The 18,582-nt window shown below is 69.2% G+C and carries 20 protein-coding genes; 11 read left to right on the top strand and 9 right to left on the bottom strand.

Going from position 1 to position 18,582, the window contains the following annotated elements; all coding sequences use genetic code 11:
- Positions 1-107 precede the first annotated feature (107 nt).
- A complete protein-coding gene (locus tag C458_RS06525; RefSeq protein ID WP_004063338.1) occupies positions 108-701 on the bottom strand; it encodes a sulfite oxidase-like oxidoreductase in 594 nt (197 codons plus the stop codon).
- Between the two features lie 182 nt (positions 702-883).
- On the opposite strand from C458_RS06525, the gene C458_RS06530 reads away from it, so the two are divergent.
- The 3 genes from C458_RS06530 (at position 884) to C458_RS06540 (ending at position 3,226) form a co-directional block, all read left to right on the top strand.
- Positions 884-1,096 (top strand): ribbon-helix-helix domain-containing protein, encoded by a 213-nt coding sequence (locus C458_RS06530; protein WP_004043463.1) that lies wholly within the window; start codon positions 884-886, stop codon positions 1,094-1,096.
- Between the two features lie 58 nt (positions 1,097-1,154).
- A complete protein-coding gene (locus C458_RS06535; protein ID WP_004043462.1) occupies positions 1,155-1,433 on the top strand; it encodes a UPF0058 family protein in 279 nt (92 codons plus the stop codon).
- A 140-nt stretch (positions 1,434-1,573) separates the two neighbouring features.
- On the top strand, positions 1,574-3,226 hold the full coding sequence (locus C458_RS06540) for a rhomboid family intramembrane serine protease (protein ID WP_008574235.1): 1,653 nt from the start codon (positions 1,574-1,576) through the stop codon (positions 3,224-3,226).
- Positions 3,227-3,302: 76 nt separating this feature from the next.
- Here the strand turns inward: C458_RS06540 and C458_RS06545 are convergent, their stop codons facing one another.
- The 3 genes from C458_RS06545 to C458_RS06555 all read right to left on the bottom strand — a co-directional run bounded on the left by C458_RS06545 (position 3,303) and on the right by C458_RS06555 (position 5,535).
- Positions 3,303-3,929, bottom strand: a complete 627-nt coding sequence (locus tag C458_RS06545) for an METTL5 family protein (protein ID WP_008574236.1) — start codon at positions 3,927-3,929, stop codon at positions 3,303-3,305.
- Positions 3,929-4,324 carry a hypothetical protein gene (locus tag C458_RS06550; RefSeq protein ID WP_008574237.1) on the bottom strand — a complete coding sequence of 132 codons (396 nt, stop codon included), beginning with the start codon at positions 4,322-4,324 and terminating at the stop codon, positions 3,929-3,931. The genes C458_RS06545 and C458_RS06550 overlap by 1 nt, the downstream gene beginning before the upstream one ends.
- Positions 4,325-4,551: 227 nt before the next feature.
- Complete coding sequence (locus tag C458_RS06555) at positions 4,552-5,535, bottom strand: lamin tail domain-containing protein (protein WP_008574238.1); 984 nt, start codon at positions 5,533-5,535, stop codon at positions 4,552-4,554.
- Positions 5,536-5,676: 141 nt separating this feature from the next.
- On the opposite strand from C458_RS06555, the gene C458_RS06560 reads away from it, so the two are divergent.
- The gene (locus C458_RS06560) at positions 5,677-6,630 is read left to right on the top strand and encodes a transcription initiation factor IIB family protein (protein ID WP_004043457.1); all 954 of its coding nucleotides are present in this window, start codon (positions 5,677-5,679) and stop codon (positions 6,628-6,630) included.
- Between the two features lie 68 nt (positions 6,631-6,698).
- Here the strand turns inward: C458_RS06560 and C458_RS06565 are convergent, their stop codons facing one another.
- Positions 6,699-8,342 (bottom strand): flippase activity-associated protein Agl23, encoded by a 1,644-nt coding sequence (locus C458_RS06565; RefSeq protein ID WP_008574239.1) that lies wholly within the window; start codon positions 8,340-8,342, stop codon positions 6,699-6,701.
- A 101-nt stretch (positions 8,343-8,443) separates the two neighbouring features.
- Here C458_RS06565 and C458_RS06570 point away from each other — a divergent pair, with 101 nt between their 5' ends.
- From C458_RS06570 to C458_RS06580, 3 genes are all read left to right on the top strand, one after another.
- Positions 8,444-8,731, top strand: coding sequence for a hypothetical protein (locus C458_RS06570; protein WP_008574241.1), 288 nt, complete (start codon positions 8,444-8,446; stop codon positions 8,729-8,731).
- Between the two features lie 34 nt (positions 8,732-8,765).
- The gene (locus C458_RS06575) at positions 8,766-9,245 is read left to right on the top strand and encodes a universal stress protein (protein WP_008574243.1); all 480 of its coding nucleotides are present in this window, start codon (positions 8,766-8,768) and stop codon (positions 9,243-9,245) included.
- Between the two features lie 107 nt (positions 9,246-9,352).
- On the top strand, positions 9,353-9,679 hold the full coding sequence (locus tag C458_RS06580; protein WP_004043453.1) for a 2Fe-2S iron-sulfur cluster-binding protein: 327 nt from the start codon (positions 9,353-9,355) through the stop codon (positions 9,677-9,679).
- 127 nt (positions 9,680-9,806) lie between these two features.
- Here C458_RS06580 and C458_RS06585 read toward each other — a convergent pair whose 3' ends face one another.
- Both C458_RS06585 and C458_RS06590 read right to left on the bottom strand, forming a co-directional pair.
- Positions 9,807-10,961 carry an MBL fold metallo-hydrolase gene (locus C458_RS06585; protein WP_008574246.1) on the bottom strand — a complete coding sequence of 385 codons (1,155 nt, stop codon included), beginning with the start codon at positions 10,959-10,961 and terminating at the stop codon, positions 9,807-9,809.
- 78 nt (positions 10,962-11,039) lie between these two features.
- Positions 11,040-12,803 carry a globin-coupled sensor protein gene (locus C458_RS06590; protein WP_008574248.1) on the bottom strand — a complete coding sequence of 588 codons (1,764 nt, stop codon included), beginning with the start codon at positions 12,801-12,803 and terminating at the stop codon, positions 11,040-11,042.
- Between the two features lie 144 nt (positions 12,804-12,947).
- On the opposite strand from C458_RS06590, the gene C458_RS06595 reads away from it, so the two are divergent.
- From C458_RS06595 to galK, 3 genes are all read left to right on the top strand, one after another.
- A complete protein-coding gene (locus C458_RS06595; protein WP_004063320.1) occupies positions 12,948-13,583 on the top strand; it encodes a hypothetical protein in 636 nt (211 codons plus the stop codon).
- Between the two features lie 100 nt (positions 13,584-13,683).
- Complete coding sequence (locus C458_RS06600; protein ID WP_008574249.1) at positions 13,684-14,265, top strand: MOSC domain-containing protein; 582 nt, start codon at positions 13,684-13,686, stop codon at positions 14,263-14,265.
- The gene (gene galK / locus C458_RS06605) at positions 14,262-15,479 is read left to right on the top strand and encodes a galactokinase (RefSeq protein WP_008574250.1); all 1,218 of its coding nucleotides are present in this window, start codon (positions 14,262-14,264) and stop codon (positions 15,477-15,479) included. Before C458_RS06600 ends, galK begins: the two co-directional genes overlap by 4 nt.
- A gap of 289 nt (positions 15,480-15,768) precedes the next feature.
- Here the strand turns inward: galK and C458_RS06610 are convergent, their stop codons facing one another.
- Together C458_RS06610 and C458_RS06615 are read right to left on the bottom strand one after the other, a co-directional pair.
- The gene (locus tag C458_RS06610) at positions 15,769-17,007 is read right to left on the bottom strand and encodes a mandelate racemase/muconate lactonizing enzyme family protein (protein ID WP_008574251.1); all 1,239 of its coding nucleotides are present in this window, start codon (positions 17,005-17,007) and stop codon (positions 15,769-15,771) included.
- An 84-nt stretch (positions 17,008-17,091) separates the two neighbouring features.
- Entirely contained in the window at positions 17,092-17,538 is a 447-nt protein-coding gene (locus tag C458_RS06615; RefSeq protein ID WP_008574252.1) for a luciferase family protein, read from the bottom strand.
- Positions 17,539-17,951: 413 nt separating this feature from the next.
- Here C458_RS06615 and C458_RS06620 point away from each other — a divergent pair, with 413 nt between their 5' ends.
- The gene (locus C458_RS06620) at positions 17,952-18,566 is read left to right on the top strand and encodes a hypothetical protein (RefSeq protein WP_008574253.1); all 615 of its coding nucleotides are present in this window, start codon (positions 17,952-17,954) and stop codon (positions 18,564-18,566) included.
- Positions 18,567-18,582: the final 16 nt, after the last annotated feature.

Consider the following 18,582-nt stretch of genomic DNA (forward strand, 5'->3'; position numbering starts at 1 on the left):
CCGGTCGAACGTGCACATCTGTCCACCGAGCGACAACGCTGGCGGACGGGACTCGAAGCGACCGCCGAACACGCCGAACACTCAGCGTCGCGGACCGAAAACTCAGCTCAGCTGTACCGCTCTTCGTTCCACGGGTTCGCCGTGTTCGAGTAGCCGCGCTTCTCCCAGTAGCCGCGTTCGGGTTCGGTGAGGAACTCGACGCCCGAGACCCACTTCGCGCCCTTGTAGGCGTACTTGTGCGGGGTGACGACCCGGAGGGGGCCGCCGTGGTCGGCGGGGAGGTCCTCGCCGTCGTAGCCCCAGACGAACATGACCTCGTCGCGCATGCACTGGTCGAGCGGCAGGTTCGTCGTGTAGCCGTCCATCGCGTGGAACATCACGTGAACCGCGTCGTCGTCGACGCCGACCGCGTCGGCGAGCGTCGGAAACGTGACGCCCTCGAACTCGCAGTCGAACTTGCTCCAGCCGGTGACACAATGGAAGTCCTGTACCTGCGTCTCGGCGGGGAGGTCGCGGAACTCGTCGAACGAGAGGTCGAGTTCGGTGTCGACCGCGCCCCACGCCTCGAACGACCACGTCTCGGGGTCCCACGAGGGCGTGCCGCTCTTGGAGAGGACGGGGAACCGCTGGGTCTCGCGTTGGCCCGGCGGGAGCCGGTCGTCGCCGAACTCCTCGTAGAGGTGGGTCACGTCGTTGGCCATGCTCGAATCTTCGGCCCGACGCACCTATCACTAACGACTCCGGACACCCGCAGGCGACCGGGGCGACGGCCGCACTAACCGAACGTAAGCGGGAATTCGCGTTCGCCCGGGCGACCTTCGGAAAACCCGATTATTCCCCCGGTAGAGTTATATACGGTCCTTCCAAAGCGACGGACGTTCAGATGCCCAAAGTAGAGATTACCGTGCCGGAACACCTGGAGATGCAGATCGTCCAACTCGTCGAGCAGGGCGAGTTCGTCAACCGCGACGAGGCCATCGAGGACCTGCTGTCGACCGGTATCCGCGCGTACAAAACGAGCGGTCCGATGTCCGACGAGGACCGCGCGTACGAAGACGACGGAATGATGGGCCACGAAGACGAGTACGTCTTCTGAGCCGAGTGACAGTATCCCCCAATAACGCTTAAACCGCCCTCGCACCTACCCAACGCTCATGCACAAGGACGAACTGCTGGAGCTGCACGAACAGATGGTTATCATCAAGGACCACTTCTCGGCCCGCGACCACGTCGATTCGAGCCTGTTCGACCCCTACGACGAGCTTGCGGTCGAGCCCTCCCACGTCCACAAATCGAAAAGCGAACACAAACACGCCGTGTTCGTGCTCGGCAACGCTCTCGCGACCGCGATGAGCGACGACGAGTTCTCCAGCGCGGGCCGCATCGGCAAGCGCATGGAGGAGTTGGCCGACGACGCCGAAGGCAAAATCTGAGCGGCCGTCGACCGCGACGCGCCTCCTGACCGACCGACGCGGAGTCGTCGATGACGCCGGCGTTCGTGTCGTTCGCTAGCACTACTCAAGCAGTTCTCCGCGGGTTTCTTTATCACCCGTTCGCACGACACAGGTAGCTCATGCTAGAGATACCGGGCTGGATACCGTTCCAGCGGCTCGCCGCGCTCCTCGCGCTTCTCGCGGCCGCCGTCGCGCTCGCCGTCGTCGACAGACCGAGTCGGCTCTCGGCGGCGCTTCGGCGGCGCTTCCTGTTCGGTCTCCCGCTCGGAACGCTCGTCAGCGCCGGCGGCGTCCTCCTCGTCTATCTCGTGGTGCAGGACGGCTGGTCGTCGTGGTATCGGCCCGTCGTCATCCCGTTCCGGGCGTGGTCGTACGTCTACCCGTCCGGGATGCTGACCGCCGCGTTCGCCCACTCCAGCCCCGGGCACCTCGTCGGCAACCTCGTCGGTACGCTCACCCTCGCTCCCGTCGCGGAGTACGCGTGGAGCCACTACCCGACGCGCCGCGGGTCCACGTCGTTCGGGTCGGCCCGCGAGAACCCCTACATCCGGTCGCTCGTCGTCTTCCCCGCGGTCGTCTTCGCCGTGGGGCTCCTCACCGCCGTGTTCGCGCTCGGCCCGGTCGTCGGCTTCTCGGGCGTCGTGTTCGCGTTCGCCGGCTTCGCGCTCGTCTTCCGGCCGCTGGCGACCGTGCTGGCGTTCGTCTCCGGGCGCGTCGTCAGCCTGTTTTACAACGCGATGCTCTCGCCCGAGGTCGTCTCGTCGGCCCGCCCCGTCTTCTCGACGCCGTGGTGGTCCCAAATCGCCATTCAGGGCCACGCCATCGGCTTCCTGTTCGGCGTCCTCCTCGGTGCGTGGCTCAGTCACCGCCGCGGGGGTTCGAACCCGCCCGCGCTCCGCAGTTTCGCCGGCGTCCTCCTGTTTGCCGTCAGCGAGTCGCTGTGGGCGGTGTACTGGTACCGCGGCGGCGAGACCTACGTGCTGTTCCGCGCGGTCGGGTTCGCGCTCGTCGTCGCGCTCGCGACCATCGTCGCGCTGACGGTCGCGGCGTCCGACAAGCCGCTTCGGGCGTACGCGCCCGACAACTCGCTGTTTTCGGCCCGTCGCTGGCAGGCCGGCCTCGCCGTACTCCTCGTCGTCGTCGCGGCGCTGTCGGGGCCGGCGATGCTGTACAACACGTTCACCGCGAGCGGCGACGACCTGCCGGGCGAGAGCGTCACGGTCAGGGACTACGAGGTGACGTACGCCGAGGACGTGCCGAACGGGCTGACCGCCGTCTTCGACGTCGAACTGTTCGGCGAATCGACGACGACCAACACCTCGGGGGTCATCGTCAAAAGCGAGCGGCGCGGCATCTGGACGACGGCCGTCTCGACGAGTCGGCTGGCGTTCGACGGCGAGTCCGCGGTCAGAGTCGGCGGCCTCGGCTGGCGCGACCGGGTGACGGCGGTCCGCGACGGCTACGTCGTCACGGGCGCGGGAGTCGCCTACCGGGTGTTCCTCGTCGCCGACGGCGAGGCGCGACTGGCGTACGAGACCGGCCCGGTCCGGGCCGAACCCGTCGTCGCACGGCGGAACATCTCGGTCGTGCCGACGGCGACGGGCTACGACGTGCAGGTGTCGTCCGACAGCGGGACCGTCAGGGGGCCGATGCCGACCGAGAACACGACGACGACGCTCGATGGGGTTCGGTTCGTCCGCGAGAACTCCCTCGTCTTCGCTGAATCCCGGGGGACGAAAGTCCGCATCGCGCGACAGGAGACGTACAATTAGGGCGCGGTCGGCGGGCGATTCGTGCGGTGTCGGCGGGCGGTTCGCGCGGTGAGTTGTCGGCGGTGCGACCGCCGGCTCACCACTCGATTCTGAACACTTCGGCGTCGAGCTGTCGGCGGTCCTCGTCGTGGAAGTCGAACTGGCGGTCGAGGTCGAACGTCGCCCGGAAGGCGTCGGTGAGGTCGCCGCCGGCGTCGGCGACGAACGACTCGACGAACTCCTTGCTCCCCTCGTTGTGGACCGAATAGGACACGTCGGCGACCGACGCGACCGAGTCGAGGAAGGCGCGGTCGGCGTGTTCGTTGCCACGCTGCGCGCCGAACGGCGGGTTCATGAGCACCGTGACCTGCCGGTCGTCGGGGAGACAGAGCGGCAGGCGGGCGGCGTCGGCGCGAATCCAGTCGATGGGGGCGCTCGCGCCGACCCGGCGGGCGTTGTCAGTCGCGGTGGCGAGCGCGTCGTCGTCGAGTTCGACGCCGACGACGCGGGCGGGCGACCGGAGCGCCGCGCCGAGTCCGAGCATCCCGGTCCCGGAGCCCAAATCGAGCACCGTCGCGCCCTCGATGTCGCCGCGGAGGTCCGCGAGGTGGACGAGGTGCGCGGCGAGGTCCGGCGGCGTCGGGTACTGTTCGAGCGAGACCTTCGGGTTCTCGAAGCCGGCGACCACCGCCAACTGCGCCTCCAGCGCGGCCTTAGTTGCCATCAGCCGTCGATGGAACCTCGAAGCTCAAAAGCGACACCCTCGCGCCGGGCGCGCTCGCCCAGCGCCGCGAGCGCCGACTCGGCGTCGTCGGGGCGACAGCACTCCGCGACGTCGACGGCGACGCGCCCGACGCCGAGGAACGCGGCGGCGCGGACGTACTCGCGGAGGCGGTCGGACTCCGACTGCACCGCGAGGGGGTCGTCCTCGCAGAAGCGGGCTTCGACGGTGAGTTCGGCCGGGAGGTAGCCCTCCTCGGCGAGCCCGGCCTTCAGGTCGCGGAGGTGCGAGGGAGCGGTCGACTCCAGACACGACGCGGCGAGGACGACGGGAGTCAGGTCGGCGGGACGACTGGCGGCGACGGCGGCCTCGACGGACGAGGTTTCGAGCGTGCTCATGTTGCACACACATTTTCTCTAGTTATGTATATATCTTTGTAAATGTGCAGTGGTAATTCAACAGAGTGGATTCGCCGGTTGCCCACGGATATTCCCGCGAACGTGACAACCTAGAGACTAATGATGGAAGATGTCGTACTGCCGTTGGGGGGAGCACGCTCCACCCCCATTCCCCTTGACGCCGCGCGGGCGGTTCTGCTCGCCTCCACGAGGTTCTACCTAGGTGGCTACTCGTACGTGTACGCGAGCACTTCGTCGCCGGTGGCGTCCCGAACCGTGACCGTGTCGCCGCCGTTGTTCCACACCGCGCCGCCGCGGCCCCAGTAGACATCGCCTTCCGCGTCGGTTCCCGACCCCGTGTGGAGCGTCAGCGACGCGCCGGGGTCGAGTTCGGTTCCCCCGGCGAACGTGTAGGTCGCTCCCGCCGCGTCGGAGATGGTCCACCCCGAGAGGTCGACGGCGGCGTCGCCGTCGTTCCTGAGCGTGACGTACTCCTCGTTCAGGTTGTCGTTGTCGTTGCCCGGCGCGTCGGCGACGACCGAAACCGAAAGGCCGTCGTCGGTGGTCGCGTCCGCGCCGCCCGCGGCCGCGCCCTCGGTCGCGCAGGACCAGAGGCCGACCCCGCGCTCTCTGGCGTCGCGCTCGGCGCGCTCGTAGCGCTCGCGCTCCTCGAACGAACTCTCGTAGAGCCGGGCGTGGCCCTCGGTGATGAGGTCGTAGTTGAACTCCGCGCCGTCGACGACGACGTACGCGAGGATTCGGCCGTAGTAGCCGCGCTCGCCCGCCTTCTCGTCGTACCGGAGTTCGACGGTCCGGTCGGCGAGCCGGGATTTCGCGTAGGCGCTCGCGTCCTCGCCGGCCGCCCGGAGGCAGGTCCGCCCGGCCTCCGTCTCGGGGACGCCCTCGAACTCGTCGGGCGTGTTCTCGGCGTGGACCTCCGGCGTGTCGACGCCGAGGAGTCGCACCGTCTCGCGCGCGCCGTCGGGCATGACGACCTTGACGGTGTCGCCGTCGACCACCTCGACCACCTCGACTGTCACGTCGCCCGCGGCGGCCGCGGTCGCCGGCGACCCCGACTGCGATGTCGTCGCCGCCGTCTCCGTCGCGGTCGGTTCGGCCGTCGGCGTCGCGCCCGCGCCGCCCCCACCGAGACAGCCCGCGAGGACCGCGAGCGCGACGACAACGAGTGTCGCGGTAGCACGTCTGACCATTCGATTCACCGTTAGTCAGGGAACTGTATAAGTAGGTGCGTCCCGATTGCCCGAGCCCGAACGCGGCGAATCGGCAGACTGCGGCCTGTATCACATTTCTGTTACAAAGGTTTAAATTCACGCTCCACCAGAAACCTTTTAATGGAACGTCCGAGCCGGCAGCGTCAACGAGAGGAGGAGGCAACGGCACAAGAGGACGAGCAAGTCAACTGTCCGGAGTGCGGCTCTGACCAGATCGTCACGGACGCAGACCAGGGGGAGCTGGTGTGTGACGACTGCGGACTCGTCCTCGACGAGCGACAGATTGACCGCGGTCCGGAGTGGCGGGCGTTCAACCACTCCGAGCGGCAGTCGAAGTCGCGCGTCGGTGCGCCCATCACCGAAACGATGCACGACCGGGGGCTGACGACGACCATCGACTGGAAGGACAAAGACGCCTACGGTCGCTCGCTTTCCTCCGAGAAACGCTCGCAGATGCACCGCCTGCGCAAGTGGCAAGAGCGCATCCGGACCAAGGACGCCGGCGAGCGCAACCTCCAGTTCGCCCTCAGCGAAATCGACCGCATGGCGTCGGCGCTCGGCGTCCCCCGGTCGGTCCGGGAAGTCGCCTCGGTCATCTATCGACGCGCGCTCAACGAGGACCTGATTCGCGGCCGCTCCATCGAGGGCGTCGCCACCTCGGCACTGTACGCCGCTTGCCGTCAGGAAGGCATCCCGCGCTCGCTCGACGAGGTCGCGGAAGTGTCGCGCGTCCCGCAGAAGGAAATCGGGCGCACGTACCGCTACATCTCCCAGGAACTCGGCCTCGAACTCAAGCCCGTCGACCCCAAGCAGTTCGTCCCGCGGTTCGCCTCCGCGCTCGACCTCTCCGAGGAGGTCCAGGCGAAGGCGACCGAAATCATCGACGTGTCCGCCGAGCAGGGCCTGCTGTCGGGCAAGTCGCCGACCGGCTTCGCCGCCGCCGCCATCTACGCCGCGTCGCTTCTCTGCAACGAAAAGAAGACCCAACGCGAGGTCGCGGACGTGGCGCAGGTGACGGAAGTCACCATCCGGAACCGCTACCAAGAACAGATCGAAGCGATGGGCTTCCGCTGAGCGTCGGTCCGCCGACCCGACCCGCGACCCGGCTCGCCGTCACCACCGATTGAGACCGCCCGCGACACTCAGTTTTTCACGAACACCACGACCGACCGCCCCCAGAGGCCGCTGTCGTACTGGTGTGCGACGTAGCCGTCGAGCAGCGGCGCGACCGTCCCGCGCTCGTCGGCGGGCGCGATGACCACCGGCGGCATCGACGACCGCGATTCGAGCGCTTCCGGTGTCGCCGCCGACGCGGCGTCGGCCCCGAGACGCTCGACGTACCACGCCATCGGGAGTCGCTCGCCCCACGACTCGGGCACCGGCGGGTAGTCGGCGGCGCCGTCGGCGACGTACATCGAACTCCCGTAGTAGAGCACGTCCGGCCCCTCGTCGTCGGTCGAACCGACCCACGCAGAGAGGTTGTCGCGGAACGACGAGAACTCCGCCGACGGCTGGGCGAACTGCGCGAGTTCGGCGTCGCGGTCGCTCGGGCCGTACACCTCGCTCGACGCCACCGCGCCGGTCTGGACGACGAGCGCGAGCAGGACGATGACCGCGGCCGCGACGCGGGGCGCGTCCCGCGAGTCGAAGGCGCGCCGCCCCCAGCGGACGAGCGCCGCGAGGCCGACGCCCGCCGGGAGCGCGAGCGGGACGACGACGTAGACGCCGAGCCACGGCGCGGACACCTCAGTCAGCATGGGGACGAACACGAGCGACGCGCCGGCCCAGTACACCGCCGCCGACACCTCCGAGCGCGGCCCGCCGGCCGTGTAGCGGTCGACGAGGAACACCGCCGCGCCGAGGACGACGACCGGAAGCGCCGCCAACGCGAGCGTTCCGAGGAGGTCGCCGAGGTAGGGGAGGTACTCGTGGGTCCCGTCGGGGTAGCGGTCGACGACGCGGACGCCGACGAACCGCCGGACCGAGTCGAACAGCGCCGCGTCGACTGCGCCGAGCACCGTCCCCGGCGTGTAGAGGCCCGCGCCGTCGGTGTCGCCCGCCCGCGGCGCGAACGCGACGACGTAGACGGCGACGAAGACGAGGAGCGCGCGAGCCACGGGGGTCGCCGCGCCGCGGACTCGGGCGGCGTACTCACCGAGGCGCATCGCGGCCGGGCGCGCCGACGGGAGGAGCGCCGCGTGGTCGAACACGAGGAGTCCGGCGACGCCGAGACAGCAGAGGGCGACGACGCCGAGTCCCGACGAGGCGACGGCGAGCGCCAGAGCCGCGGCGAGTCCGTAGGCGTTGCGCCGCCCCGCGCCGTCGACGAGACGGACCGCGAAGCCGAAGGCGACGAGCGCGAAGCCGACCGCGAGCACGTCGCCGCGGGCGAACCGGCCGTAGTAGACGAGAATCGGGTTCGCCGCGAGGACGGCCGCGAACCCGACGGTCTCGTCGGCGGCGAGGCGGCCGCGGAAGAGGAGCGCCGCGAGCGGGAGGGCCGCGCCGAACAGCGCGAAGGGGAGGCGGAGCGCGAAGTCTGTCGCGCCGAAGAGGGCGAGCGACGGCCGCGAGAGGTGATAGACGAGCGGGCCGCCGGCGACGGGGCGGTACGAGAAGAAGCCGGTTTCGAGCGACCGGAGGCTCCAGTAGCCGACGCGGGCCTCGTCCCAGTGGAGCGGCCGGTCGCCGAGTCCGACGAGGCGGACGACGAGCGCCGCGGCGGCGAGCGCGACGACGGCGAGCGTCGTTCGGTCGGGTCGCCGCCCGACGCGGGAGGGAATCATGGGATGACGTGGCGCGCCGGACGGCAGAAAGGTTACGACTTGGACGGCCGCCGGTCCGCCCCTTCGAAAGCGTCATCCCCGCCGACCGGTAGCACTCGGATATGTCGCTCATCGAGTCGCTGCCCGCTCGCCCGCTCGAACCGCAGGAACTCACGTCTTTGAACCGCGCCGACGCGTTCGACCTCGTCGTCGCCGTCGAGGACGACGGCCCCGCCCGCAGCCTGCTCGTCGCCACCGAGGGATGGGTCAAGGCTATCGCCCACGAGGACGACGCCGGCTGGTCGGTCGTCGAGACGGTCGCACTCGACGACGAGACCGAGCGAATCGACGGCCTGCGAGCGTGCGAGGAAGCCATTCTGTCGTTCCGAGACGACGGGAACGAGGAGTAGTATTAACCCCGTTCCGAACTAAGTATAATTTGTCATGTACCGCGAAATCCTCGTCCCGACCGACGGCAGCAAGGCCGCCGAACGCGCCATCGACCACGCGCTCGACCTCGCAGAGACCTACGACGCGCGGATTCACGCGCTGTACGTCGTCGATACCAGCATCTACACCTCGCTCGACGCCGGCGCGGACGTGGTCATCGACGCCCTCGAACGGGAGGGCGACGCCGCGACCCGACACGTCCGCGAAGCCGCCGAGGAAGCCGGCATCGACGTGCAGGCGGAGGTCGTCACCGGAACCGCCTACCGCTCCATCCGGGAGTACATCGACGGCCACGACATCGACCTCGTCGTCATGGGTACCCACGGGCGCACGGGCCTGAGCCACTACCTGCTCGGGAGCGTCACCGAGCGCGTCGTCCGCACCTCGCCGGTTCCGGTGTTGACCATCCGACTGGGCGACGACGAAGAAAACGAGGCGGACGCCGCGGACGAAGCGACGGACGCCGAGGAGTAGGCCGACAGTTTCGGGGAGTCCAGACACAGCCTCGGCCGGCGCGGTCGGTGACGGGGTCGCCGCGGCTTTGATAAACAGTTTTGGTGCGGTCGCGCATACGCCGCGGTATGACCGAGTACACCGTCGAGTTCGTCGGCACGGGCGAGACCATCACCGTCTCCGACAAGCAGACCATTCTCAAGGCCTGCATCGAGGAGGGCATCGCACAGGAGTACTCCTGCCGGGTCGGGATGTGCCTCGCCTGCTCCGCCGAGATTCTCGAAGGCGACGTCACCCAGCCCGCCGCCCGCGGGCTGACCGAGGAGGAGGCAGAGCGCTTCGCGCTCACCTGCATGGCCCGCCCGCAGAGCGACCTCAAACTCGACCGCGGCGTCTACCCGCCGAGCATCGAGGACGACGCCGCGGCCGCCGGCACCGCCGCTGACGACGACTGACGACGGGTACTCTCCGGGGGCGGCCCTGCGGCCGCCGACCCACGTTCTCAGTTCCGCATCGCGCCGCCGAGCCGACGCGCTGGCCCGACGTATTCGCTCGACCCGCAATCTGCCCGCGGACCGCGCCTCACGCCTCGCTCGTCGCCGCGCAGTTGTTCGGCCCCAACTCGACTTCGAACGCCTCCTCGTCGGTCAGCGAGTCCCGACCGAGATTCGTCTCGATGATGCGCTCGTAGTTGGCCGGCCGCGGCGGCATATCCGAGCAGACGAACGAGACGAACGCCGCCTCGTCCATCGAGAGCGCCCCGAGCCGCTCGCGGAGCACCCCGAGTTCCGCGACGTACGCGCCGGGTTCGTCCGGGAGCGTCCGCGGGCCGTAGTGGGCGGGCGCGACCAGCGTGTCGTCCGCGAACTCGCCGTACCGCTCGGTGAGCGTCGCGTGGAGCCGTCTCGCGGCGTCGGGCGCGCCCTCGTCGCCGTCTTCGAGGTCCGGGCGGGCGACGCTCGCTAAAAAGAGGCTGTCGCCCGCAACGAGCAGGTCTCCGAGGCGGAACGCGGTCATCTCGGTCGTGTGCCCCGGCGCGTGGACGGCGACGAGTTCCGCGCCGCCGACGCCGATGGTCTCGCCGTCCGCGACGAGTCGCGCGTCGAAGTCGAGGCCGCGGTCGGCCGCGCCCGCCGGGAGGACGGGCGTCGCGTCGGTGCGCTCCGCGACCGCTCTGACGCCGCTGACGTGGTCGGCGTGGACGTGCGTGTCGACGGCGGCGACGACCTCCGCGCCGCGCTCGCGGGCGTCTGCGACGTATCGGTCCGCGAACGCCCGAAGCGGGTCAACGACCACGGCCTCGTCGCCGGCGACGACCAGATAGGCGAGACAGCCGCTGGAGGGGCGGTCGTACTGGAGCACCGTCGCGTCCCTGTCCCCGTCCGCGTCTCCGACGGGGAGGTCGCGGGCGCGGTAGACGCGCGCCCAGCCGTCCATACCGGTTTCGAGGTTCTCGGCGGGGACGCCGGCCTCGGAGAGCAGGCCGGCGACGTGCGCGCTCGACCGACCCTCCGCGCAGACGACGACCACCGGCGAGGGGGCGTCTCGGAACTCGGCGGCGAGTTCGTCGACCGTCCCGCGAATCTCGGCCTGCGTGAAGCGAATCGCCGGAATCTGGGTCGCGGTCACGGCCGCGCCGTCGACGCGCCACGCCGCGAACTCGTCGCGGTCTCGCACGTCGAGCACCGTCGTGGGGTCGCCGCGGGCGAGTCGAGTCGCCAGTTCCTCGGGAGTCATACGCACACGATACGCGCGCCGGGCGGAAGAACGCTCCGCGGGTCGAAAAGAGAACAGCGGCCCGTGCAGCGGCCCGCGCTACTCGGTCGTTCCGCCGTCGTTGCTCAGGCGGTTCGAGGGCGGTTCGTCGAAATCGAAGTCGTCGAGGACGCCCTCCGGTGGGCCGTCGACGCCGCCGGCGGCCGCGTTGCCGGCTCCCGTCTCCGGGGGTGTGTTCGGTCCGGTGGCGTCGCCCGTCTCGCCGCCGAGGCGTTCGGCCGCGTCGCGAATCGAAAGCACCTGCTCGGTCTGCGAGCGGTTCGCGTCTGCGATTTCGCCGATTTGGTCCGACACGGTGGTCGCGCGCTCCGTCGCGTCGTCGACCATGCCGGCAATCTGCTCGGCGCTTTCGGCCTGGTCGTCGGTCGCCGAGGCGACTTCGCCGACGCCGACGGTGGCCTGTTCGACCGCCGCCGAGATATCCGAGAGGCTCCGCATCACGTCCTCGCCGCGGTCGATGCCGTCGTAGAGTCGCTCGGTCGTCTGCGAGAGGCTGTCGATGGTCTCCTGCGCCTCGGACTGGATGTCGCCCACCGTGCCTTCGACCTCGGCGGCGCGGGCCTGCGACTCCTCGGCGAGATTCTTCACCTCGCTGGCGACGACGGCGAAGCCCTCGCCCGCGTCGCCGGCGCGGGCGGCCTCGATGGAGGCGTTGAGCGCGAGCAGGTTCGTCTGCTCCGCGATGTCGTTGATGGCGTCGAGCACCTCGTCTATCTCCGCGATTTGGTCGTGCAGTTGCTGGACGTCCTCCGAAGCCGTCTCCGCGGCCTCGCTCACGTCGCGCATCACGTCGATGGCCTCGTCGGCCGCGTCTTCGCCCTCGGCTGCGCGCGTTGCGGCGTCGGCGCTGGTCCGCTCGACCTCCTCCGCGGTCGCCGCAATCTCCTCGACGGTCGCGCTTAGCTCCGACACTTCGGCGGCGACCGTCGCCATGTCGTCGGCCTGCGCCCGCGCCGTGGTCTCGATGTCGTCGGTCCGCTCGGTGACCTCCTCGGAACTCCGCAGGAGCGACTCGACGGGGTCGCTCACATCGGCTTCGACCTCGTGTGCGAGGGCGCGCCGACGCTCGGCGGCCTCGCGCGCCGCCTGACTGTACGAGTGGATGTACGTCTCCATCGCCACCTGCTGGTCGAGCGACAGGAGCTTCAACACGGGGAGGAAGCGCTCGACGACCTCGTCGACGGCGGCTTCGACCCGGTCGTCGCCGCCGCGGAGGCCGCTCGAAACGCCGGACGCGCCGCCGAGAAGTCCCGAGAGCAGGCCGCTGTCGGCGTCGGTATCGCCGGCCGCGTCGCCTTCGAACTCGGTGTCAGTGTCGCTCCCGACCGTGTCGCCGCCGGTGAACTCCGCTTTCACTTCGTCCGCGACGGCACCGAGAATGCCCTCGTAGTAGACCGAATACGCGCCGAGATAGAACTTCGGCCCGAGGTCTATCATATCGTGTAGCTTCCCGATACGCGCCCGCTTCGCGAAGTAGTCCTCGCCGTACTCGCCGCGACCGAGTTCGCGGAGGTAGGTCGCCTGGTCGGCCCGCAGCATTTCCGTGGTCTTCGTCGAGCGACCGAAGAACTTCGTCGTCGCGTGCTCGCCGAGGTGGTCGTAGAACTCCGCCGCGAACTCGTCCGCGAACTCGTCCAAGAGCGGTTCGAGGTCGCTCAGGCGGCGCTCGTCCGCGTCCGAGAGGCGAACGAACGATTTCCGGCGGTCGATTTCCGCCGCGTCGATATCCAACTGCGAGAGCAGCGCGTCTCCGTCGACGCGAGCTCGCGCGTTGGCGTCGACTTGCCCCGAGGAGTCTGTCATATACCTCTCTCAACAGACACCGGTATTTCAACCCTCTCCGCGGAGTATCACGAATGATAGAGCGGGGAGAGAGGGATAACCGTGAGAATCTCGTTCTCGTGGGCCGGACCGAACGTTCACGTCGCTGGCGGACCGAGAGGCGGTATGGACGCCGATTCGTTCCGCGAGTCAGTCGAGACGGCGAAGCGAACCCAACTCGACCGGCTCGGCTCGTCGAAGCTCCTGTTGGCGCTGACCGAGGCGGACCTCTCCGAGCCGGCGGTGCTCCGCGCCGCCGCGTACTCCGAGCACGCGGCCCGCGGGACGTTCGCGGCGTGGGCCGAAGACGAGACGGACGAGGAAGCGAGCGCCGCGTTCGAGGCCGCCGCGGCGCAGGAAGCCGAGCACCTCGACCGCGTCCTCGGCGCGCTCGACGAGGCGGTCGACCTTCCCGACGAACCCGGCGTGATGCACGCGTACCTCCGCGGTCGCGAGGACGCTATCGAGCGGGTCGCCGCCGGCATGGTCGGCCGCGGCCTCGTCTCGATTCGGACCCACACCCAGGTCATCGGCTTCTTCGTCAACGAGGCGGACGAACCCCGTGCCGACCTCTTTCGCGACCTGAAAGCCGAGACCGAAGAGACGCTTGCGACCGGCCTCGACCTCTTGGCCGACCGCTGTGCGACCGACGACGACTGGGAGCGCGCCCGGATGGTCGCAGAGTACGTCGTCCAACTGGCGTACGACGACTACGCCGACGGCCTCGCCGAACTCGGCGTCGACCCGAAGCCGCTCTGCTGAGTCGACGCCGCGACGCCCGGCCCGCACTGCCCCGCACCGCCCAGCCCAGCCCCGCACCGCCGACCCAATCTATTCGTGTCCCCGAGTGGTAGCCGATGGTATGACTTCCGAGGTTCGCGGGCGCGTCGAGGCGCTCTACACCGCGCCGTCGAAGGGTGAGCCGATGGTCTCCCACGAGGCCGTCTCGGTCGCGCGAGGCGGCATCGAAGGCGACCGCTACTTCGACGGCGACGGCTTCTACTCGGCGACCGACGGCTGTCAGGTGACGCTCGTCGACGCCGCGGTGCTGGACGACGCGGCCCGCGAGTACGGCCTCGACCTCGCTGACGGCCAGCACCGCCGGAACGTCGTCGTCCGCGGCGTCGACCTCGACGCCCTGCTCGACGCGACGTTCGAACTCGGCGGGGCGGAACTCCGCGGAACGAAGCTCAGGCCGCCGTGCGCGCACCTCGCGGACCTCGTCGGCGACGACGACGTGGGCGAGGCGCTCCGCGAGTCCCGCGGCGGCATCTGCGCGGACGTGCTCTCTCCCGGCCGGGTCGCCGTCGACGACGACCTCCGCGTGACCGAGGCGAACCCGCGCGAACTGGGCCGAGAGATAGCCCGCCGGCTCGGCGGCGACGCGGGTGCGGCCGACGAAGCCACGGCGAACCACGGAGAACGCGGAGACGGCCACGAATGACCGGCGACGGCGACGACGATACGGCCGCCGGAGCCCCGGTCGAGCGCGCGAAAGCCGCGCTCGCGGCGCTCGGAGCCGACGGCGACGCCCCGAGTCAGCGTTCGCGGTCGACGACGACCCCGACGGTCGCCGTCGCCCCCGGCCGCGTGAACCTCGTCGGCGGCCACACCGACTACAACGACGGCCTCTGCCTCCCGATGGCCGTCGACCGCCACGTCGCGGTCGCGGCCCGTACCCGAAGCGACGACCTGCTCCGCGCCCGCGCCGCCGATTTCGACGAGGCGGCCGAACTCGCCCCCGAAGACGACCCCGGCGGCTGGGCCGCCTACGTCGCCGCGGTCGCGCGCGTCCTCCGCGAGGATGGCCCGGTCGATGGCGCGGACCTCGCCATCGCCTCCGACGTACCCACCGGCGCGGGGCTTTCCTCGTCGGCCGCGCTCGAACTCGCGGTCGGCCGCGCGCTTCTCGCAGTCTCCGGGCGCGACCTCCCCGCCGCCGACCTCGCGCTGGCGTGCTGGCAGGCCGAGCGCGAGGGTGTCGGCGTCGAATGCGGCATCCTTGACCAGTTCTCCGCGGCGCTGTGCGAGGCCGACTCGGCGCTCTTTCTCGACTGCCGAACCCGCGAGTTCGAGTCGGTCCCCCTCGGCGACGACGCCGGCGTGCTCGTCATCGACACCGGCGTCTCCCACGAACTGACCGAGTCGGGCTACAACGACCGCGTCCGCGAGTGCGCGGCGGCGCTCGATACCCTCCGCGAGGACACCGACCGCGACCTCGACTCCCTGCGCGACGTGGACCGCAACCTCCTCGACGCCCACGCCGACGCGCTGGAGCCGATACACCGCCGCCGGGTTCGACACGTCGTGACCGAAAACGAGCGCGTCCGTCGCGCCCGCGACGCGCTCGCCGCCGGCGACCTCGACCGCGTCGGCGACGCGATGCTCGCGGCCCACGAGAGCCTGCGCGACGACTACGAGGTGAGCTGTCCCGAACTCGACGCGGCGGTCGAACTCGCCGCCGAGACGCCGGGCGTCTACGGCGCGCGGATGACCGGCGGCGGTTTCGGCGGGAGCGCGGTCGCGTTAGTCGATGGCGACGCGCTCGACCGAGCCGAGCGCGCGATTCGAGACGCCGCGCCCGAGCGCGTCGGCCCCGACGCCGACGTGTTCGCCTGTCGGCCCTCCGGTGGCGTTCGGCTGGTCGAACAGGAGTGAGCGAGCCGACGGCTCCGTGTTGAATCTCGGAAAAATGGAAACGCGGGTCCGTGAGTACGGGTTCGGCTCGGTGAGTCGTTTCACTCCTCGTCGAACGAGGCGAATCAAAGATTCGCCGGCTCGACGAGTCATTTCACTCCTCGTCGAACAGCGCAGCACGCTGTGCTGCTGGCTCGCCGAAGCTTACGCTTCGTCGAACGTAACAGACGCTACGCGTCTGTTGGCTCGGTGAGTCGTTTCACTCCTCGTCGAATCGCGTCGAGCGAAACTCGACTGATTCGACTTCGGCTTACGCCTCGTCGAACAGCGTCTCGCCGTCGACCATGTGCTCCTCGACGGTGTCCATGTCCAGCGTCACGCCGAGCCCCGGCTTCTCGGGAATCTCGATGTAGCCGTCCTCGATGACCGTCTCCTCGACGAGGTCACCCCACCAGCCCAGCTCGTAGGAGTGGTACTCGACCGCCAGCGAGTTCGGAATCGCCGTGCCGACGTGCGCGGAGGCCATCGTCGCCACCGGCGACGAGACGTTGTGCATCGCGACCGGCACGTAGTACTGGTTCGCCACGTCCGCGATTTTCTGCGTCTCGCGCATCCCGCCGACCTTCGGCATGTCGGGCGCGACGATGTCGACCGCCTGATTCTCGATGAGGCGGCGAAGCTCCGTCACGCGGTAGCGGTTCTCACCGACCGTGATGGGCGTGAGCGTGGACTTCGTGACCTCCTCCTGCACGTCGAGGTTCTCCGGCGGGACGGGGTCTTCGAGCCACCACACGTCGTAGTCTTCGAGCGCGGCGGCCAGTCGCTTGGCGCTCCCGCCCGAGAACGTCCAGTGGCAGTCGAACGCCACGTCTGCCTTGTCTTTCACGCGCTCCGTCACCTTCTCGACGATTTCGGCTTTGTGCCGAATCTCGCCGGGGCGCAGGTGGCGGTTCGCGCGGTCCTTCTCGTGGCCCGAGGGCACGTCGAGGTCGAACTTCAGCGCGTCGTAGCCGAGTTCGTCGACCACGCGCTCGGCCTCGTCAGCACAGGCTTCGGGGTCGGCCTCCTCCTCGGTGTGGCAGTCGCAGTAGACCCGCACCTTGTCGCGGTACTTCCCGCCGAGAAGCTGGTACGCGGGGATGTCGAGAATCTTGCCCGCGAGGTCGTGGAGCGCGACTTCGATGCCGGCGATGGCGGTGACGGTGACGCCCTCGACGGAGCCCTCGCCGGACATCTTCTGAACGAGGTGCTCGTACAGGCGGTCGATGTCGAGGGGGTTCTCGCCGATGACGAACGGTTTCATGCGCTCGATGAGTTCGGGGACGCCCGCGCCCCAGTAGGCCTCGCCGGTGCCGACGACGCCCGCGTCGGTGTAGATGCGGACGAGGGTCCACGGGAAGTTGCCGTCGACCATCGTCGTCTGCACGTCGGTGATTTCGACGTCGCGGCCGCCGCCGCGCTTCGCCGTCACGCCCATCGTCTCCGCCGACAGCTCTCGCATCGTGTACTCCGCGTTCGGGTCGTGTAAGTCCGCGTAGTTCTTACCCATGAAGAGTGGTTTACTCGGACGTTAGTAAAGTTTTCCCGACCGGGACAGCTCTCCGCTCGGATCTCGGGGGAACGGGACGCGAAGTCAGACCGGTGCGCGCCGGTCGAGCGAGTCGCGGAACGCCTCTCTGACGAGTGCGTCGAGGTCGGCGGGGAGGTCGAGTCGGCGGAGGTCGGTGTCGGGGTTCGTCTCGGGGTCGAGGTCGATTCCGCGGCGTCGGACCGCGAGGAGTCGCCAGAGATACGCGAGTCTGAGCAGGCGCATCGCGTCCGGCACGTCGGCGTCGCTTCTGACGCGGTAGGTCACCCACGCCGAGTCGGGCACCACGCGGTGCGGGTCCGCGAGGCCGTCGGTGAGGAGCGCGTCGCGGACGCGCTTCGTGAGCGCGAGGTCGACGACGCCGGCGTCGTGGACGTGACCGAGTTCCCTGCCAGCGACGACGAACGCCGTCCCTCCGAAGCGGTGCGGCGCGGTCTCGACGCCGGGCCAACGCGAGACGCGCGAGACGATTCTGTCGATTGCGGCGGTCATTCGACGACTGTACGCGCTCCGAGAAGATAACGACAGAGCCGAAGCGAGTCAGACCCCCGCGAGAGATTGGCTTTTGAGGTCGTTCGACATCGCGTATCCGGGCGATAACCACAGGCTTTCCGGACATTCAGTTCACCAAGAGAGTCCGTCGAAAATAGACCCTCAGAGCGGCGCGATATTCGCGGATTAACACGGGTTAGGAACGCGAATTTTCGCATCCCGTGACGAGTTCCGACCGCGCAAGCACCGCGGGTGCTGGGTTCCGCGCGGAGCGCGTCGGTCCACGGCGGCGGCGAGCGGTAGACGAGTCGTAACGAAACCCCCGGGAGACGAACAACAGTTCGAACCATGCCTCTGACCCCCACGGATGTACCACTGCGGGGAATCGACCCCGACTCTCGGGAGGCGGACAGATGAATCTCGGCCAGCTCGGCGTCGGCGTCGTCGTCCTCGTCATCGTCGTGTTCGCGCTCCTCTCCGGCGGGGTGAACACGCCCGAGACGCCCGCCCCGGCCGACGACGCCGACGTGACAGAGCCCGACGCGGACGACGCGCCGCCCGAGGACGCCGACCCCGGAACCGAACAAGAGCCCGTCGTCGCTGACGACGACGGGGCCGACGACTCGGGCGACGACGGCACCGCAAACGAGAGCGAAAGCGAAAGCGGGACGTTCGAGACGGTCGAGACCGGCGACGACGACACCGACTCGCCGACGAGGACGACCAGACCGCGTGGCAGTCCGGTCAACATCTCGACCGACGATGGCGGTGACGGTGACGACGGCTCGTCCGACGACTCGTCTTCGGACGATTCGAGTGACGATTCCTCGACCGACGACAGCACCGACGATTCGGGCGACGACGATTCGAACACCGATGATTCGAACGGCGAAGACTCGAACACCGACGACACTGACTCGTCATCGGACGACTCGACCGACGACAGCACCGACGATTCGGGCGACGGTTCGAACGGCGGCGACTCGGGCGACGGATCGGGTGACGACATCGGGATGTGCACGGTGTGAATCCCGGGCACCGTGG

Origin of the sequence: Haloferax sp. ATCC BAA-644 (assembly GCF_000336975.1) — an archaeon.
Classification (GTDB): Archaea; Halobacteriota; Halobacteria; order Halobacteriales; family Haloferacaceae; genus Haloferax; species Haloferax volcanii.

Coding starts and splice junctions, on each gene's coding strand:
- C458_RS06525 (WP_004063338.1), bottom strand. CDS start 701: ATGGCCAACGACGTGACCCACCTCTACGAGGAGTTCGGCGACGACCGG.
- C458_RS06530 (WP_004043463.1), top strand. CDS start 884: ATGCCCAAAGTAGAGATTACCGTGCCGGAACACCTGGAGATGCAGATC.
- C458_RS06535 (WP_004043462.1), top strand. CDS start 1,155: ATGCACAAGGACGAACTGCTGGAGCTGCACGAACAGATGGTTATCATC.
- C458_RS06540 (WP_008574235.1), top strand. CDS start 1,574: ATGCTAGAGATACCGGGCTGGATACCGTTCCAGCGGCTCGCCGCGCTC.
- C458_RS06545 (WP_008574236.1), bottom strand. CDS start 3,929: ATGGCAACTAAGGCCGCGCTGGAGGCGCAGTTGGCGGTGGTCGCCGGC.
- C458_RS06550 (WP_008574237.1), bottom strand. CDS start 4,324: ATGAGCACGCTCGAAACCTCGTCCGTCGAGGCCGCCGTCGCCGCCAGT.
- C458_RS06555 (WP_008574238.1), bottom strand. CDS start 5,535: ATGGTCAGACGTGCTACCGCGACACTCGTTGTCGTCGCGCTCGCGGTC.
- C458_RS06560 (WP_004043457.1), top strand. CDS start 5,677: ATGGAACGTCCGAGCCGGCAGCGTCAACGAGAGGAGGAGGCAACGGCA.
- C458_RS06565 (WP_008574239.1), bottom strand. CDS start 8,342: ATGATTCCCTCCCGCGTCGGGCGGCGACCCGACCGAACGACGCTCGCC.
- C458_RS06570 (WP_008574241.1), top strand. CDS start 8,444: ATGTCGCTCATCGAGTCGCTGCCCGCTCGCCCGCTCGAACCGCAGGAA.
- C458_RS06575 (WP_008574243.1), top strand. CDS start 8,766: ATGTACCGCGAAATCCTCGTCCCGACCGACGGCAGCAAGGCCGCCGAA.
- C458_RS06580 (WP_004043453.1), top strand. CDS start 9,353: ATGACCGAGTACACCGTCGAGTTCGTCGGCACGGGCGAGACCATCACC.
- C458_RS06585 (WP_008574246.1), bottom strand. CDS start 10,961: ATGACTCCCGAGGAACTGGCGACTCGACTCGCCCGCGGCGACCCCACG.
- C458_RS06590 (WP_008574248.1), bottom strand. CDS start 12,803: ATGACAGACTCCTCGGGGCAAGTCGACGCCAACGCGCGAGCTCGCGTC.
- C458_RS06595 (WP_004063320.1), top strand. CDS start 12,948: ATGGACGCCGATTCGTTCCGCGAGTCAGTCGAGACGGCGAAGCGAACC.
- C458_RS06600 (WP_008574249.1), top strand. CDS start 13,684: ATGACTTCCGAGGTTCGCGGGCGCGTCGAGGCGCTCTACACCGCGCCG.
- galK (WP_008574250.1), top strand. CDS start 14,262: ATGACCGGCGACGGCGACGACGATACGGCCGCCGGAGCCCCGGTCGAG.
- C458_RS06610 (WP_008574251.1), bottom strand. CDS start 17,007: ATGGGTAAGAACTACGCGGACTTACACGACCCGAACGCGGAGTACACG.
- C458_RS06615 (WP_008574252.1), bottom strand. CDS start 17,538: ATGACCGCCGCAATCGACAGAATCGTCTCGCGCGTCTCGCGTTGGCCC.
- C458_RS06620 (WP_008574253.1), top strand. CDS start 17,952: ATGAATCTCGGCCAGCTCGGCGTCGGCGTCGTCGTCCTCGTCATCGTC.